The 18,101-nt window shown below is 30.8% G+C and carries 10 protein-coding genes; all 10 read left to right on the forward strand.

Annotated features, from left to right (window positions below; translation table 11 throughout):
* Positions 1-108: 108 nt before the first annotated feature.
* Entirely contained in the window at positions 109-1,455 is a 1,347-nt protein-coding gene (gene glmM / locus EV214_RS12900) for a phosphoglucosamine mutase (protein WP_132246422.1), read from the forward strand.
* Positions 1,456-1,860: 405 nt separating this feature from the next.
* A complete protein-coding gene (glmS, locus tag EV214_RS12905; protein WP_132246491.1) occupies positions 1,861-3,690 on the forward strand; it encodes a glutamine--fructose-6-phosphate transaminase (isomerizing) in 1,830 nt (609 codons plus the stop codon).
* Positions 3,691-3,850: 160 nt separating this feature from the next.
* Positions 3,851-4,699 carry a TnsA endonuclease N-terminal domain-containing protein gene (locus EV214_RS12910; protein ID WP_132246424.1) on the forward strand — a complete coding sequence of 283 codons (849 nt, stop codon included), beginning with the start codon at positions 3,851-3,853 and terminating at the stop codon, positions 4,697-4,699.
* On the forward strand, positions 4,696-6,858 hold the full coding sequence (locus tag EV214_RS12915) for a Mu transposase C-terminal domain-containing protein (protein ID WP_132246426.1): 2,163 nt from the start codon (positions 4,696-4,698) through the stop codon (positions 6,856-6,858). Before EV214_RS12910 ends, EV214_RS12915 begins: the two co-directional genes overlap by 4 nt.
* Positions 6,845-8,533, forward strand: coding sequence for an ATP-binding protein (locus tag EV214_RS12920; protein ID WP_330571313.1), 1,689 nt, complete (start codon positions 6,845-6,847; stop codon positions 8,531-8,533). Before EV214_RS12915 ends, EV214_RS12920 begins: the two co-directional genes overlap by 14 nt.
* Before the next feature lie 3 nt (positions 8,534-8,536).
* Positions 8,537-10,426, forward strand: a complete 1,890-nt coding sequence (locus EV214_RS12925; RefSeq protein WP_132246430.1) for a TnsD family Tn7-like transposition protein — start codon at positions 8,537-8,539, stop codon at positions 10,424-10,426.
* A gap of 26 nt (positions 10,427-10,452) precedes the next feature.
* The gene (locus tag EV214_RS12930; protein WP_132246432.1) at positions 10,453-11,982 is read left to right on the forward strand and encodes a Tn7-like element transposition protein TnsE; all 1,530 of its coding nucleotides are present in this window, start codon (positions 10,453-10,455) and stop codon (positions 11,980-11,982) included.
* Between the two features lie 743 nt (positions 11,983-12,725).
* Positions 12,726-14,843 (forward strand): ATP-binding protein, encoded by a 2,118-nt coding sequence (locus tag EV214_RS12935; RefSeq protein WP_132246434.1) that lies wholly within the window; start codon positions 12,726-12,728, stop codon positions 14,841-14,843.
* 7 nt (positions 14,844-14,850) lie between these two features.
* Complete coding sequence (locus EV214_RS12940; RefSeq protein ID WP_132246436.1) at positions 14,851-16,374, forward strand: hypothetical protein; 1,524 nt, start codon at positions 14,851-14,853, stop codon at positions 16,372-16,374.
* Positions 16,375-16,521: 147 nt separating this feature from the next.
* Positions 16,522-17,784 carry a DNA cytosine methyltransferase gene (locus tag EV214_RS12945; protein ID WP_132246438.1) on the forward strand — a complete coding sequence of 421 codons (1,263 nt, stop codon included), beginning with the start codon at positions 16,522-16,524 and terminating at the stop codon, positions 17,782-17,784.
* Positions 17,785-18,101: the final 317 nt, after the last annotated feature.

Consider the following 18,101-nt stretch of genomic DNA (forward strand, 5'->3'; position numbering starts at 1 on the left):
AATTGAATATATTATAAGAATATGATAAAATAACATGGATGCACTATTTCTTTTTTAGAATAGTGAGAATAAAAGAATGATAGACTATTACGAGAGGAGTCTAATCAGATGGGAAAGTTGTTTGGGACAGATGGCGTAAGGGGTATTGCAAATACAGAATTAACAGCAGACTTAGCATATAAACTTGGAAGAATAGGAGCTTATATACTTACAAATGGAAAGAAAAAAGCAAAAATAGTAATTGGAAAAGATACAAGAATATCAGGAGATATGTTGGAAGCAGCACTTGTTGCAGGGATTCTTTCAACAGGGACAGATTGCTTATGTGTAGGGGTTGTACCAACACCAGCTGTATCGTATTTGACAAGACATTATAATGCAGATGCAGGTGTTGTGATATCAGCTTCTCATAATCCTGTTGAATACAATGGCATAAAGTTTTTTAGCAAGGATGGATTCAAATTACCAGATGACGTTGAAGAAGAGATAGAAGACATGATCAAGAACAATAAAGAAGTGGATGTACATCCATTTGGTAAGGATTTGGGCCGAAAAATTGAGATTGATGATGCAATCAAGCAATATGCAAGCTTCCTAAAAGGAACCATAGATGTAGACTTCAGGGGAATGAAGATTGCTGTTGACTGTGCAAATGGGGCATCGTATGTGGCAGCCCCTTCAGTACTTTCCGCTTTAGGTGCTGAGATAAAAATCATTCATCACAAGCCAGATGGACTCAATATCAATCTAAATTGTGGGTCCACACATCCTGAAGAAATGCAACAACTCGTAACGGATTGGGGCGCTGATGTAGGCGTAGCTTTTGATGGAGATGCAGACCGATTGATTGTAGTAGACGAGAAAGGTCAAATTGTAGATGGAGATAAAATCCTTACAATATGTGGAACGCATTTAAAAGAAAAAGGAAAACTTAAAAAAGACACTGTTGTCGCTACAGTTATGAGTAATATGGGACTAGAAAAAGCGTTAGCTAAGGAAGGCTGCAAGGTAGAAAAAACAAAGGTTGGAGATCGATATGTCCTTGAAAAAATGCGAGAAGAAGGATATGTTCTTGGTGGAGAACAATCAGGACACATCATATTCTTAGAGCATAACACGACAGGAGATGGACTTTTATCAGCACTTCAATTATTAAGTGTTGTAAAAGAGAGAAAACAATCCGTATCGAAGTTAGCAAGTGCAATGACTACCTATCCACAAGTATTGGTAAATGCAAAGGTAAGCAATGCTAAAAAGTTAAAATATATGGAAGATTTAGTGATTGCTTCTGAAATTGAAAAACTTGAAAAAATAATGGATGGAGAAGGTAGAGTATTAATCAGACCTTCGGGAACAGAGCCATTGGTAAGGGTTATGCTTGAAGGAAAAGATAAAAGTCAATTAAAGACACTCAGTGAAGAATTGGCAAACATCATTGAAGAAAGACTAGCATAGTGTCACTTTGTATAGGAAACTTGCATAAGTTATAAATAGGTAAACTCAGAGACTTCTGAGTTTACCCTATCAGCTACATGAAAATTGTGGAAAGGGGTGATGATTATCGAAAGAGAAAGAATACAAAAATAAAAGCGCCAGAACTTAAATCACGACCGGAAAAAAGGATTTAAGTTGACGAGGACAGGGTTTATCGAAGTTTCGGCGGATGCCCTGCGGTGTATCACCACCGAGAAAGAACCTACAAAACCTCCAAGTGATTGGTGGGACAAATAGGGGTCAGGTGATATGAATTTGTATAAGGATAAACAAATTAGAAAGGGTAGTAAATTTCCACAAAATACTATCCGCGGTATTTTATTGCCAAAAATAAAAATTAGAATATTATTGAGAGGAGAACATAATATGTGTGGCGTTGTTGGATATATAGGAGAAAAGCAGGTAGCACCTATTTTAATAGAAGGATTATCAAAACTTGAATATAGAGGATATGACTCAGCAGGGGTTGCAATACTAGACGGTACTGAAATAAAGGTTAGAAAATACAAAGGAAGAATGAGTATATTAGAAGAGCATTTGAAAGAAGAAAATATAAAAGGGACACTTGGGATTGGTCATACGAGATGGGCAACCCATGGAGAGCCATCAGATCGAAATTCTCATCCTCATACAAATTGTTCTGGAAGTATTGCACTGATTCACAATGGGATTATTGAAAACTATATGAAATTAAAAGAGTGGTTAATCGAAATAAATGGAGATCATTTTAAATCAGAAACGGATTCAGAAGTGATTGCACATTTAATTGATTACTTTTATGAAGGTGATTTATTAGATGCCGTATACAAAGCAATCGACAAAATGGAAGGGGCTTATGCAATTGGTGTCATTTGCAAAGATGAGCCAGATAAAATTATAGCTGTAAGAAAAGATAGTCCACTGATTGTAGGTATTGGAGAAAATGAAAACTTTATTGCATCAGATATCCCAGCATTATTAAAATATACAAGAAACATGTATCTTATTGAAAATGATGAAGTGGTACTCCTTACAAAAGATGGTATAAAGATATTTAATGAATTAAGACAAATCGTGAAAAGAGAGGTACTCAAAGTTACTTGGGATGCACAAGCAGCAGAAAAAGAAGGCTATACCCACTTTATGATGAAAGAAATAAACGAGCAGCCAAAGGGTGTACATGATACATTACACAGAAGACTCGACAAAGAAGGCAATATTGTATTAGATGGGATTAAAATTACCAAAGAAGATTTAGAAAAAATAAACAAAATATATATTGTAGCTTGTGGAACAGCTTATCATGCAGGATTAGTAGGGAAATATGCGATTGAAAAATTTGCAAAGATTCCTGTAGAAATAGATATTGCATCAGAGTTCCGATATAGAGATCCATTTATTGATGAAAACACATTATTTATTGCAGTCAGTCAATCAGGAGAAACATTAGATACATTAGCAGCACTAAGAGAAGCAAAGCGAAAAGGGGCAAGAATTCTTTCAATCGTAAACGTAGTAGGTTCATCTGTATCAAGAGAGTCAGATGATGTATTCTACACTTGGGCAGGACCTGAGATTGCTGTAGCATCAACAAAAGCATATACAACACAGCTTGTATCCATGTATCTTGTTGCGCTACACATGGCAGTAACAAAAGGAATGCTTACAGATGTACAATATAAAACATACATGGAAGAACTAAAAGCGATACCAGAAAAGATTAAGAAAATCTTAGGAAATACTGAAAAGATACAACAACTAGCAGATGCACAATTTAATAATGAAAATGTATTCTATATTGGTAGAGGGGTAGATGTAGCTGTTGCATACGAGGGATCATTAAAGCTAAAAGAAATTTCATATATTCACTCAGAAGCCATTGCAGCAGGAGAACTAAAGCATGGAACGATTGCACTTGTAGAACAAGATCGATTAATCGTAGCACTTGCAACACAAGATAAGCTTTATGATAAAATGCTTTCAAATATTCAAGAGGTTAGAGCAAGAGGAGCTTATGTAATTGCTGTTGCAAAGGAAGGCAATAAAGAGATTGAAAAAGTAGCAGACAAGGTAATCTACATTCCAGATACATTAGATGAACTAACACCTATACTAAGTGTGATCCCACTACAAATTTTCTCTTATTATATTGCAGTGGCTAGGGGTTGCGATGTAGATAAGCCGAAAAATCTAGCAAAAAGTGTAACGGTTGAGTAATTATGGTAAAAATGGATAAAAATTCTGTAATTGTACAATAAAGTTTGAATGTTTACAACAAAGTTTGATTATTTACAATAAAGAATGAATGTTTTCAATAAAGTTTGAATTAAAATCACCCCTTTGTGTTAGAATAAATACAAAGAGGTGATTTTGCTTTATGAGTAAAAGAAAAAGATATATAAACAGAGAAAGAATAGAAAGGCTTATCAAAAAAGGGCGAGGACAAGGTATAGAAGAAGCGTATAAACCATGGCTTTTAATTCAAGATGTCCCTTCGGCAGGAAGAGAAAGTAGGTTAGTAGGAATCAAAATTAATAGACAATATGATTTTTTGTCAGATTTAGAAAAAAATTATTTTTATATTTTAGATTTTGCAGATGAAATAATAGACATAAGAGAGCAATTTCCTTTACTACCAGTAGAAGAAACAATCCTAATTGCTGATGAACTAGGTATCAAGCATCCTACTGATCCAAAGACAAATGAATATATAGTGATGACTACAGATTTTTTAGTAACCCAAAGACTAGATGGCAAAAACATAGATATGGCAAGAACAATAAAGCCATCAGAACAGCTAATGAATGAAAGGGTTATAGAAAAATTTGAGATTGAAAGACGATATTGGGAAAAGCAAGGGATTGATTGGGGGATTGTTACAGAAAAAGAAATTAATAATACCATCGCTAAGAATATAAGCTATATATACAGCTATTATCATATTGATGAAATAGATTCCCTAAAAGAGCTAGATAAAGAGTATATAGGAGATATACTTGTTGAATATATTAGAAGAGTTATAGATAGCAAGGAAAGTATAAGAAGCATTTCAAGTCAGTTTGATAAGGATTTATTTTTAGCAGCAGGGACAGGAATATCTATATTTAAGCATTTGCTCATAAGAAAAATATTAAAGATAGACTTGTCTCAGCCTTTGGATATAAACAAAGTGATGAAGGTTGAGTTATCAAGGGAAGAGCTAAATAAGGAGATGAACATATCATGATCCTAGAGAATATGACACTCCAATATACTAATAAAGAAAATGGAGAAAAGCTAAGGATATTATATATTGATCATGAAAGCATGTATTTATACTATGTAATAATGGGCATGACCATGTGCATGCCAAAAAAAGAACTCATAGACAAATTAGAAGAAGAAATTGCAACTGGAGTACTTATTAAAATTGCTGATCCATTTCTTAATAACATTGATGAAAAGGATCTATCAGAAAATGCAAGATATAAGAGAGATCAACAATGGGAAATCATAAAAAAATATTGGGACAGTGACAAAGAAGCTTTTCTAGAAAAAAAGGGAAGAGAAAAGTTATTTAAAGAGATAGCAGATAAAGAAAACACCTCTAGAGTTAGCATCAAAAGAATCTTTAATAGGTTTTGGGAAAGAGGAATGACTAAAAACGCTTTATTACCTGATTATAAAAATTCAGGAGCAAAGGGGAAAGAAAGAAATTTAAAAAGTAAGAAGGTTGGAAGACCTAAGAAAGTAGATTACATAGGAGAAGTACAAGAAGGAATAAATATAACAGAGGACATAAAGAAAATTATAAACTTATCGATAGATAAATTTTATAGAAAGAAGGAAAAACCTACTATAAAAGCTGCATATAATTCTATGCTGAAGGAATTTTTTTCAGACAGATATGTAGAGAATGGAGAAATTAAATATAACGTATGGAGCAAAGCAAGGATTCCTTCCTATAGACAATTTTACTATTGGTTCAAAAATTATGAGGATATACAAAAGGATATAATTTTTAGGGGGAGCAAAAAGGAATATGAATTAAAGCATAGACCTATATTAGGAACTACTGCTATGGAAACGGATGGACCAGGGACTAGATTTCAGATAGATGCTACAGTAGCAGATATATATATAGTAAGCTCTTTAAATAGAAATAGGATTATAGGTAGACCTATAGTATATATGGTAATCGATGTGTATTCTAGATTAGTTACAGGGATATATACAGGATTAGAAGGACCATCTTGGATGGGTGCTATGATGACATTAGATAATATGATAGCAGATAAGGTAGAATTTTGTAAAGAATATGATATTCATATTACAAAGGAACAATGGACATGCAAGCATCTACCAGAAATAATCATAGCTGATAGAGGGGAATTTGAAGGCTATTCTGTTGAAAATTTAATAAACAATTTAAATATTAAAATAGAAAATACACCACCGTATAGAGGTGATTTGAAGGGAATTGTTGAGAGAAGCTTTAGAACAGTTAATGAAAAGCTCAAGCATAAAACACCAGGGGCAATACAAAAGGAGTTTAGGGAAAGAGGAGATCGAGACTATAGATTAGATGCAACACTAACACTAGAAGAATTTACTCAAATACTTATAAAGATGGTACTGCATCATAATCATAAGATTATTACGAATTACAATATGGATAAAGAAATGATTTCTGATGAATTAACTCCAACTCCAATCAATTTATGGGATTGGGGAATTAAAAATAAAAAAGGAAGATTAAGAGTCATAGATAGAGATATTATGAAGCTAAATCTCCTACCAAGGGGTAAAGCAAGCATATCACGAGCAGGATTAAAGTTTAAGAAGCTATTTTATAGCTCTCAAAAAGCCATTGAAGAGCAATGGTTTGTAAAAGCTAAGCAGAGATGGGTTGATGTTGTATATGACCCTAGAAATATGAATGATATATATATTCTTCATGAAGACGGAAAAGGCTATGAAGTATGTCATCTTTTAGAGAAAAGCCTTCAATATAAGGATTGTAGACTAGAAGAAATCATATTTCAAGAAGAATTAAAGGAAGAGCTTATAGAATGGGAAAAGGATAAACAAAACCAATTAAATATAGATTTAGATAAGGAAATAGAAGACCTTGTAAAAAAGGCAAATAAAGAAAAGAAAGATACTATTGTAGAGACTAATTCTAAGTCAAAGAAGCTTAAAGGAATAAAAGAAAATAGAACTTTAGAAAAAGAAATCAACAGGAAAAAGGAAGCATTTGAAATCGGCAGAGATGAAAAGGAAGGTATAGTAAAAGCCTTTAATAAAGAAGCTGTAGAAGAGGACGAGGAAGAAAAGGATATAAGACGATTAACCTTGATGGAAAAAATTAAAAGAAAAAGGGATGAGAAGCTTGGAAAGAAGTAAAAGGACTCCTTTACTTAAGGGAAGAATAGAGCTTGCAGAATACAAAGAGCAAGAACTCATTGATTATGCCGATAATCCGTATATAGAAGCATTACCTGCAATTTTTAAAGAGGAAAAGGTTATAGATCAATTTACAAGGTATCCAATTCTTCAGGAAAATGAAAGGTTTAAAAGTAAAAATCTAAGATTTCACATGATTAAAAGACTTAAAAATTTCATACAGCCACTGCCAGATCATTTTGTAATAGAAGGTAAGCTATCTTCAATGATTAGAAGAGGGTATTTAGCAAGAAACCCTTTAGATAGAAGTTATTTTGAAAGATTAAAGATATTAAATGAAGTGCGCTCTGAAAAAAAGGAAGAAAGAGAAGAAGCATTAATATCAAATATGGAGCATATACGCTCTACAGCAGATTCTCTATCTATCATTGGTATATCTGGAATCGGGAAAACTACAGCAATAGAAAGGTTGCTGTTGATGTATCCTCAAATCATTAAGCATGAAGAGTATAAGGGAAAGCTATTGAGTAGGACACAAATTGTTTGGTTGAAGATTGATTGTCCCTATGACGGAAGCCTATCAACCCTTTGTAAAAGCTTTTTTAAGGCTATAGATGATTTACTTGGTACTCGATATCTTGAAAAGTATGGGTATTTAAATCGGATCACTTCTTCTATGATGCTTCACATGACATCACTTGCCAATATATATGGAATTGGCGTTTTAGTTATAGATGAAATTCAACATTTAATAAATGCTAAGAATGATCCAGAAGAAATGCTAAATTTCTTTGTAACCTTAACGAACACAGTAGGAATACCAACAGTACTAATAGGAACCTTTAAAGCTCTTAAAGTATTTAAAAAGGATTTCAGACAGGCTAGAAGGGCTGGAAGTGAAGGGAATATTATATGGGATCGTATGAGTGGAGAAAGTGATGAATGGGATTTTTTCGTTGAAACACTTTGGGAGTTTCAATGGCTCAAGGGAAAAACAGAGATTACAAAGGAGATGAAGGATTTCTTCTATGATCAGTGTCAGGGGATTACTTCTGTAGCAGTGAATTTATTTATTCTAGCACAGGAAAGAGCCTTGAATACAGATAAGGAAAAGTTAACAAAGGCAATTATCAAAAAAGCTTCAAAGGAAGATTTACACATGATTCAGCCAATGATCAAGGCACTTAGAAGCAATAATAGGCAACAAATTAACAACTATGAGGACATAGCTATAAATTTAGATGATATTTCCTTTAGTCATAAAAGAGATATAGATTTAGCAGGAAAGATTAAGGAAATGGCAAAGCATCAAGAAAAATATTTTGAAATGAAAAGAAATAACATAGTAGAAAACTTAATCGTGGAAGTTTCTACATTAGGGATATTTGATGAGCTTACTGAAAAGGAAATAGGGGATTTGGTGAAAAGAACAGTTCAAAAATTTGGAGTAGATGATGATTTCAATGTAATAAAAGCAGAAGTCGTAAAAAAAGCAATCAATTCTAATGAAAAAAAGAAAATAGGGAAAAATATCCGTAAGGATGTACCCTATGAAGAAAAGGATTTGAGAAAAATATTAAAAATTGCAAAGCAAAAAAAGGTACATGCCTATGAACTACTCAAGCAAAAAGGATATATTAAAGATCCTGTAAAGGAGTTTATGAAGGCGGAATAAAAAATGCTTACCTTTTTCACCGATCCCCATGAAGATGAACTACTATATGGAGCTATAGCTAGGTATCACTACTATATAGGAAATATTGATTACAAGGATACATTAAGAGAATTATTTGGCAAGGATAGTGTTATCCCAAGCTTGTATTTACCATGCAACCTAGAGCATTTAGCAAAGCAGCTAGGTAAAAAATATACGTTAGATTATCTTATTAAAAACCATACACTTTTTCCTTTTTATGCTCCATTTTTACCGCAGGAAAGAAAAAATACTTTAATAAATACGATGAAATATGAGGATGGGCAAGGTATTTATACAAGACTTGGAATGATAGCAGGAAGTATATGCAAAAAGGAAGGTATATACTATTGTCCACTATGCTCAAAAAAAGAGATAAAAGAATATGGGGAAGCATATATTCACAGAATACATCAGTTTCAAGGTGTATTTGTTTGCCCTATGCATGAAGCAAAGCTGAAGAAATACAAAATAGATAAAACAAGAGCAAGTAGAGTGGCCTTTATAAGGCTAGATGAAAAATTACTAGAGCTTGATACAGAAAGCAACGAAAGAAAAGCTATAGATAAAGAATTAGTAAAAATAGCTCAAGCTGCACGTTACTTACTAGACAACGATTTATCAGCATTTGACAAAGAGATTGTAGCAAAGAAGTATAGAGAGCTTCTTTATGAAAAAGGATTTTTATCGGTCAATAAGACAATACAACAAAAGAAGCTATACGATGCATTTGTTTGGTTTTATGGAAAGCAGCTCTTAAAGAATCTTGAATCTGATATAGATAAGGATGATGAATATAATTGGCTAAAGGTCATTTCAAGAAACAGCAAAAGAACAGTACATCCTATCAGACATATACTTTTTATCAATTTCTTAACTGAGGATATTAAGTACTTTTTCAAGCCAAAAATAGATTTTTATTTCCCTTTTAGACAAGGTTCTTGGCCATGCTTAAATCCTGTTGCAGAGCACTATAAAAAGGATATTATTAAAAATATAAAAATAACCTCTGATTATAAAACTAGACTTCCAGTAGGAACCTTCTCCTGTGTTTGTGGCTTTGTTTACTCTAGAAAAGGACCAGATCAATTTAAAGAAGATCGATACAGGATAGGAAGAATCAAAGCCTTTGGACATGTATGGGAAAATAAGCTGAAAGCATACTTAAAAGAAGAAAAGTATGGATTAAGAGAATTGGCTAGATTAATGAAGTGTGATCCTAAAACAATAAAAAAATTTGACGAAAAATTAGGGCTTAACTATTTTCAAGGCTCTAAAACAATTGTAAAGGAAGTAATGGATAATGAAAATCAGGGTAGACAAATTGATATACAAGCCTATAAGGATAAAATTATAAATACTATAAGAGAGCAGCCTAGTCTTTCAAGGACGCAAATTAGAAAGCTATGTCAGAAGGAGTACTCTTATCTATATTGTCATGAAAAAGAATGGCTTTTTTTAAATCTTCCAGAGAATATGGATAAGCAGGAGATTGATTGTAAAAGTGATCAAAGAGTAGCTTGGGATATAAGAGATACAGAAATAGTAGAAGGAATAAAAGAAGCCTATAAGAAGTTGTTAGAAAGCGAAAAGTCTGTAAGAATCACAAAATCTAGTATAGGAAAAGTGTTAGGAATTCTTCCTACTCTCGAAAATTATTTGGATAAGTTACCACAAACAAAGGAATTTTTATATAGTATTTTGGAAAGCGTAACGGACTTTCAAATAAGAAGATCCAAGAGAATAATAGATGAAAAAATAGCTAAGGGAGAGCCTATTAGATTATGGGAAATTCAAAGGTTAGCAGGAATTAGAACGAAGGCTTTTAATAAAATCAAGGACAGCTTAGAAGTGTACATAAATAGGGGGGGATAAAGATCAGCAGTAAAGAAAATATAATTGTGAAGGATTGGCCTTTTCAGCTAGGAGAAAAGGTTAAGCTATATTGGGTGGATAAGCCCTATAAGCTCAACAATAAATGGATGCTAGATGCATATTTTAAAGGACACAAGGAAATTAAAAAAATGACTTTTGATTGGGCAACTATCCATTTTTTAGCCTTTGGGAGATATTATAAGGATGGAAATATCAACAATAGTGAGATTAGGAAGAATGCTACTATTGTTGATTTAGATTTAAGTAGTATTGTATTCGAAATGATAGAAGATTTTTTAGAAATAGAAGCTGAAGGAAGCAAAAAAGAAATTCCCACAAAAGTATTTGTGGGATACAAAGATAAGGTTGAATATAGAATTCCTGCATTAGAAATTATAAGAGCTATTATTGCTACGAATAGATTTTTACTCAATAGGATTGTTGAACTCGATTCTCTTGATAAATACTTTATTTATAGCTATGATAAACAAAAGAATTTACATATAAATTTTTTCGATGAATATGAGGAAAAGCTATTAAATACAGAATATGTGAAGCATTTAGCTTGGATCATAACCAATGAGAGCATAATTAAAATGTTTAATCAAGTAGGGAAGAATCTATGGTTAAAGGAAAATATAAGCTTTGATTTTTTATTTCATCACTTTAATGTTAAAGCGAGAATAAGAAATAAGAAGCATATCATAAGAATTCTAGAAGTTATAGAATTTAGAGAAAAAGAAATCAATGCAGAAGAAATATTCATAAGCTCAAGGTATCTTAAGAATATAAGGAAAATTAATCAACCTAAAAAAAGAAAATACAGGCTATTAAAGGAAACTGATGATAAGAAATTAGATCCTAAAGTAGATGGAGCGAAAAATTCGGAGTCAGATTTTGTTGATACATCTAATATAAAGCATATTTACACTAAGAATAGCAAGATCAATAGAATAAGAAGTGGAGAAAGCTATGTAAGAGATGAAGAAGATGAAAAAACTAAGCTTTATGAAATCGAAAATGAAGCTTTAAGAACCACAGCAGATACTGGGGGAATGGATAAAGCTAAGGGGATAGAATATAAAAACGTAGAAGATGTAAGTATACAAGGGGAGCTAGAAGAATTTATTGAGATAATGAAGCTATTAAAGAATAAACCCAATATTAAAGATGTCCAGCTTGTGATAAAGGATTTACCTGAAGGAAAGAAGGGTAAGAAATTTTCAAAGCTTCATGATGGAGAAAACAAGAGACAATATGTGGTGGGAAAAATAACGATGAATAATGGAAAAGAAGTTAGTTTGATAGAAGTAGAAAGAGAAGAAAGGTCTTTATCTATACTATTATTATATGCAGTGAAAGCAATTAATTGGGGAAATCTATATTTAAAAGTAACTCTTGGGCTAGTGAATAAAAATGGTACTTGGGATTCACAGGGTTTGAAGAGATTAGAAGGACAAGGTGTATTTTCAAATAGAATCAGGCATAAGTCTGATAAAAGTAGTATATATGATAAGTGTGATTATACATATGAAAAAATATTTAGGGATAATTAAAGTTCATATAAAAAGTTATGCAAAATAAAGTGTAGAAATTTGCATAAAAACGTAAAAGAAAAGGAAACATTTTATCTGTGTTTTTGTGGCAGCAAAGGAGAATTATATATAGTTTGTGTTTTTAGAGTATGAAAATATAGATAATGTCAAAATAGAAGGAAATTTAGAATGCTTTGTAGAAATATTTAAATTAACAAAAAACCAATTTAGCAGAAGTAAAAAGATAGAATAGATCTTTATTAAAAATATTGTTATATTATGGAAATAATATTGATTGGCAAAACGCATATTTTCTAGTAACATTAGGATTAATCGACAAGATAAAAACTTGAAAATTTGGTATAATAAGTAATGCTCGAAAAATAGTAATATCTCTTGATAGAATAATATATATTAGATACCAGAAGTTTGATAAAAAAAGCAGAATATATATAATAAGCTACAAAGATATTCTAATTTAAAATAAGTTTAATTATAAAAAGGCGAGGCATAGAAATATCTTGTTATAATTATGAAGAGCAATAATCGGTATGAGAGAAATTAATGAAAATTTGCCTAATATAAGGTAATAAATTAGATTGAAGTATAGGTTTATACTATAACTTAGATATTTTAAAAATATTCACACTAAAAAATATATTCTTGTTACAGATAAATTTAGTATTCAAGTTGTATACATATCATATTTTTTATAATGAGAATAATGGTTCGTAAGTTTCTAATAAGATTATGGGGGGGTACAAGTGAAAGAATTTATAGCATTTAAACCTAGAGCAAGGCTTATGTCTCAATTAGGAGAACAACTCATAAAAGATGAGAGTATTGCAGTTCTAGAGTTGATTAAAAATTCTTATGATGCAGATGCAAAAGAAGTTGAAATTACTATGCAAAATATAGATAATCCGTTAAATGGTACAATAATTATAGAAGATAATGGAGATGGAATGTCTCTAGATATCGTAAAAAATTGTTGGATGGAACCAGGAACAGATAACAAAGAAAAAAAGTTAAAGAATATGATAGAAAAGAATATACGTAGTAAATTAAATAGGCTACCAATGGGAGAAAAGGGGATAGGAAGATTCGGTGTACATAAATTAGGGAATAAAATTACTTTAATCACTCGAGCAGAAGGTGAAAATGAAGTGTATTTGCAAATTGATTGGTCAATATTTAATTCGAGTAAGTACCTAGCAGATGTTCCGATTGAAGTGATAGAACGTAAACCTATACAAAAATTTTTGAATAATAGTTCTACAGGTACTAAAATTATTATTGAAAAATTAAAAACTTCTTGGACTCGAGGAAAAGTAAGAGAATTATATCGATCAATTAATTCTTTAAACTCACCATTCAGAGCATTAGATTCATTTAATGTTAAGTTTGGGATTGACAAGGAAGGATGGTTAAAAGGATTAATCGAATATGATGATATTAAAGATTATGCTTTATTTAAAGCTAATATGACATTATCAGGAGATAAGATAAAAAATTATGAATATCATTTTACACCTTGGAAATCTATGAGCAAGCTTGATAAAAGAAATAATATAATTCCCGAAATTGATATGGTAGAAGACGTTAAAGTAAAAACAGAAAAAGGAAAAATGAGAAAAGAACCTATTCCTATAAATGTAGATAATTATAAAATAGGAGATATTGAAATAGAATTATTAAGTTTTGATTTAGATTCATCAATATTAAAGATGGGAGTAACAGATATAAAAGGGCTAAAAGGATATCTTAATACTAATGGAGGAATATTTGTTTATCGTGATAATATTAGGATATATTCATCTGGAGAAAATGACTGGTTAGGATTAGGATCAAGTCGTGTTAAAGCTCCTGGAGATAAAATAAGTACAAATTTGGTATTAGGAAGCGTTAATATAAAACGTAATGCTAGTTCAGATTTAAAAGAGAAAACCAATAGAGAAGGTTTTATTGAAGATGAACCCTATAATCTTTTTAGGAAGGCAGTTTGTTTTGCAGTAGAAAAATTTGAAAGGGATCGTGCCCAAGATAAGCAGTATTTAAGAAAATATTATGGAGCTACCTCCAAATCGGAACCTGTAATAGCGGAAGTATCTGTACTTAAAGAAAAAGTAGAAAAAAAGATTTCTGATGAAAAGCTAAAGAAAGAAATCTTTGGTTGTTTAGATAACATTGAAAGGGATTATAAACATATTACAGAGGTTTATCAAAAAAGCTCAAGCGCTGGATTAAGTATGAGTGTAGTTTTGCATGAAATTGATAAGATTATTTCTGAACTTGAGCATGCTATTGTTGCTGAGCGTGCATCAGAGCATGTAAAACTTTTAGTAAAGCGATTAGGTAATTTAACGGATGGATATGCTTCTGTTGTCAAGTCTAAAACGATAAAATATTTTGACTTAAAAAAGATGATAACCCAATCGCTATTCATGGTAGATTTTAGATTAGCTGCACATGAGGTTTCGATTGACAAACAATATATGAGTAGTAAAATAGATTTTAAAGTAAAAGGTAATGAAAGTCTTATTGCAAGCACTATAATTAACATTATAGATAATTCAATATGGTGGCTTCATTACTCTAAAGTATCGACTAAAAAAATATATTTTGATATTACACGTGATATTCCAGGGTACATAAGTATAATCATTGCTGATAATGGCAAAGGATTTACGATACCAACAGATATTGCAACAAGGCCGTTTATAACAGATAAACCTAGTGGGATGGGGTTAGGGCTTCATTTAGGCAGTGAGTTAATGAAACAACACGGTGGAGAACTTTTATTTCCAGAATTTGATGATGTACAGTTACCAGATGAATATAAACAAGGAGCAATAATAGCTCTTTCGTTTAAGGAGGAATAAAGAGGGGATGAATATCTTTAATAAAGTATTTGTAATAGATGATAGATATGAAGAAGCACTTCCTATTATTCAAGCATTAGCAATTAAAGGGATTTCTTCGATATACTGGAATGGAGATATAGATACTAAGCCAGAATATCCTTTAAATGGAGTTAGATTAGTAATTCTGGATATGCGTTTTTCATATGTTACTGATTCACGAACTATAATTACTCATCTGTTTACATTGTTAAAAAGTGCAATTAGTAATGAAAATGGACCATATATATTATGTGTATGGAGTAAACATGATAACGAGTATTTAGAAGAATTTAAGAAAGAGCTTATAAAACAACCTAGCATTCCACAACCATACTTAATCATCAATATGGAAAAAAGTAACTTCATAAAAGTTACTAATCAAAGAAATAGAATATATGATGAAATGGCTATTGCGCTAGATTGTGAAGTTGGAGTAGAAACTCAAAAAGAAATATTTGAAGCATTACAAAATCTAGGAATAGATGAAACTATAGAAACAATTGAAACCAAAGAAAATATTTTTGAAGAATTAATACATAATTTAGATGAGAAATTAAAAGAAGTTAATTCATTATCGATTTTACTTATATGGGAAAATCTAGCCAATTCATCTGTGAATAATTTGGTCAATGGCATTGCACAGTTCTCGGAACTAGATGGGACTTGGGATAATAATATAAAAACATTAATTCAGCATCTAGCTACTGCTAATGCAGGGAAATCTTTAGGCGAAACACCTAAAGAATATATACTTAATGCTTTATTATCTTTAAATCATATGCTACCTGATGAATTATTGAATCAGCTAATAAATTGGCATATAGACGAAGATAAATTTAATTTCATTAATGATCCAGCAATTATGAAAGAAGTAAACAACAGTGTATACTCAATTTCAAAGCCTAGTAAAAAGTTTATTGTTAAAAAGGATAATGAGGTCTATAAAACCTTTAAGTATATGAGTGATATAGAAAGATATGAAGAAGAGGATAGATATGTATGCAAAGAATTATATAATAAATATTTAAATTTTTTAGGAAACAGTAATTTCAAATTATTATGTGAAAGAATAATGTCTGGTGACATTAAGAAGCCGGGAAGTATATATAAAGTTGATGATTTTGAGCTTTTAAAAGAACTAAGTGGTTTTGTATTTAAAGATAAAAATAAGATAAATATAAAGCATAATAGCTTAGTAAAATTAGATATATCTTCTTCTTGCGACTATGCTCAGAACAAACTTAAAAGAGTACGTGTGCTATTTGGGATTATGATTGAAGATCTCTATTTTAGTGATATTAATAATACCGAAGATATATATTGTACACCGGAACTAAATATAGATGGAAAGAATTTCAAGATAGCATTCAATTTTCATTATATCACAAATGAATGTAATGATAATCTAATACAAACAGATAAACTTTTTTCATTTAGGGAGTTGCTATTAACGGAAATAAAGCATAAGCTTTCTACATATATATCAAGAGTGGGAATTATAAATTTATAGAAAGAAGCTGTCCTAATAAAAGGGCAGCTTTTATATAGTATATGGTTTTATCAATAAATTTGATATAAAAATATTTACAATTATGAACTAACCTGGTATGCTTTATATAAACTAAATAGAATGCTGTAATACAAGGAGGCTAGGAATATGAACTTTTTAGATTTATTTGCAGGTGCAGGAGGTCTTTCAGAAGGATTTTTAAGAGCAGAATTCGAACCAATAGCGCATATTGAAATGAATAGTTACGCATGTAAAACTTTAGAAACAAGAGCATCATATTATTATTTAAAAAATAATAATATGATGCATTTATATAAACAATACCAAAAGACATATCATAAAAAAGATAATGAAAGAGAAGAAAAAAGAAAAAAGTTACTATCTTATATTCCAGAAGGTATAATAGAACCGATTATTAATGAAGAAATTTCAGAAAAAACACTACCCCAAATATTTGAAATGATTGATAATAGATTAGATATTATGGATAATAATGAGATAGATCTTATAATTGGAGGACCACCATGTCAAGCTTATTCAGTAGTAGGAAGAGCAAGAGATGAAAACCAGATGGAAGATGATCCAAGAAATTATTTATATAAATTGTATATAAGATTTTTAAATAGATACAAACCTAAAGCATTTGTATTTGAAAATGTTCCGGGGATACTTACAGCTTTTAATGGGAATATTTTTAAAAACCTTCAAGCATATATGAAAAGAGTAGGTTATAATATTGAAGCACGCAAACTTAATGCAAAGCAATTTGGAGTGCTGCAGAATAGAATAAGAGTAATTATTATTGGTTGGAGAAAAGATTTAGATTTTGACTATCCAGATATTGGACCTGAGAATATGAATTATTTGATCAATGATATTTTAAATGATCTTCCCAAATTAAAAGCAGGAAAAGCATATAAGAAATTTAATTATAGAGAGAATCCTAATAAATATCTTTTAGAAAGTAATATTAGAGATAGAGATGACATTCTTACTCATCATATTGCTAGACCTCATATTAAACGAGACTTAGAGATATATAAACTTGCTGTAACTAAATGGGATAAAGAAAAGAAAAGGATTAAATATACTGATTTGCCTGAAGAATTAAGAAATCATAAGAATTTAACTTCATTTTTAGACAGATTTAAAGTTGTTGCAGGGGATGAACAATATTCACATACTGTAGTTGCACATATTTCAAAAGATGGTCATCATTATATTCATCCAGATATAATACAAAATAGATCCATTAGTGTAAGAGAAGCAGCTAGAGTTCAATCGTTTCCAGATGATTATTATTTTGAAGGTCCTAGAACATCAAATTTTGTACAGATAGGGAATGCAGTACCACCATTAATGGCAGAAAAAATTGCAAATTGGTTTAAAGAAAAATTAACCCAGTTATAGAAACTGGGTTAATTTACTTTATGTTTAAGTATAGAATAAAAAAGGAATTGAAGATAAAAATATTTAGTAGTTATTATGGTGAGGATATTAAAAATAAAACTCAGTATCTGTAATGATTCTATGAAAAAACGTACATAAGTTAATCTGTTGTGATGGTAAAAATTTTGAAAAATCAAGAATGTTATAAAAATTATGATAAAATGAAAGAAAGAGAAAGATAAGTAGAACATTTTGATCAAACTTTGTTTTAAAAATAATTATCTAATAAATTCTAAACAATTGAATAATGATCAAACTTTGTTTTAAGATTCATCTTT

Origin of the sequence: Marinisporobacter balticus, from assembly GCF_004345705.1 — a bacterium.
In the GTDB taxonomy this organism is placed as follows: domain Bacteria; phylum Bacillota; class Clostridia; order Peptostreptococcales; family Thermotaleaceae; genus Marinisporobacter; species Marinisporobacter balticus.

Excerpts from the sequence above, each read along its gene's own strand:
- EV214_RS12925 (WP_132246430.1), top strand. The coding sequence starts at position 8,537 with ATGCTTACCTTTTTCACCGATCCCCATGAAGATGAACTACTATATGGA.
- EV214_RS12945 (WP_132246438.1), top strand. The coding sequence starts at position 16,522 with ATGAACTTTTTAGATTTATTTGCAGGTGCAGGAGGTCTTTCAGAAGGA.
- EV214_RS12915 (WP_132246426.1), top strand. The coding sequence starts at position 4,696 with ATGATCCTAGAGAATATGACACTCCAATATACTAATAAAGAAAATGGA.
- EV214_RS12910 (WP_132246424.1), top strand. The coding sequence starts at position 3,851 with ATGAGTAAAAGAAAAAGATATATAAACAGAGAAAGAATAGAAAGGCTT.
- glmM (WP_132246422.1), top strand. The coding sequence starts at position 109 with ATGGGAAAGTTGTTTGGGACAGATGGCGTAAGGGGTATTGCAAATACA.
- glmS (WP_132246491.1), top strand. The coding sequence starts at position 1,861 with ATGTGTGGCGTTGTTGGATATATAGGAGAAAAGCAGGTAGCACCTATT.
- EV214_RS12940 (WP_132246436.1), top strand. The coding sequence starts at position 14,851 with ATGAATATCTTTAATAAAGTATTTGTAATAGATGATAGATATGAAGAA.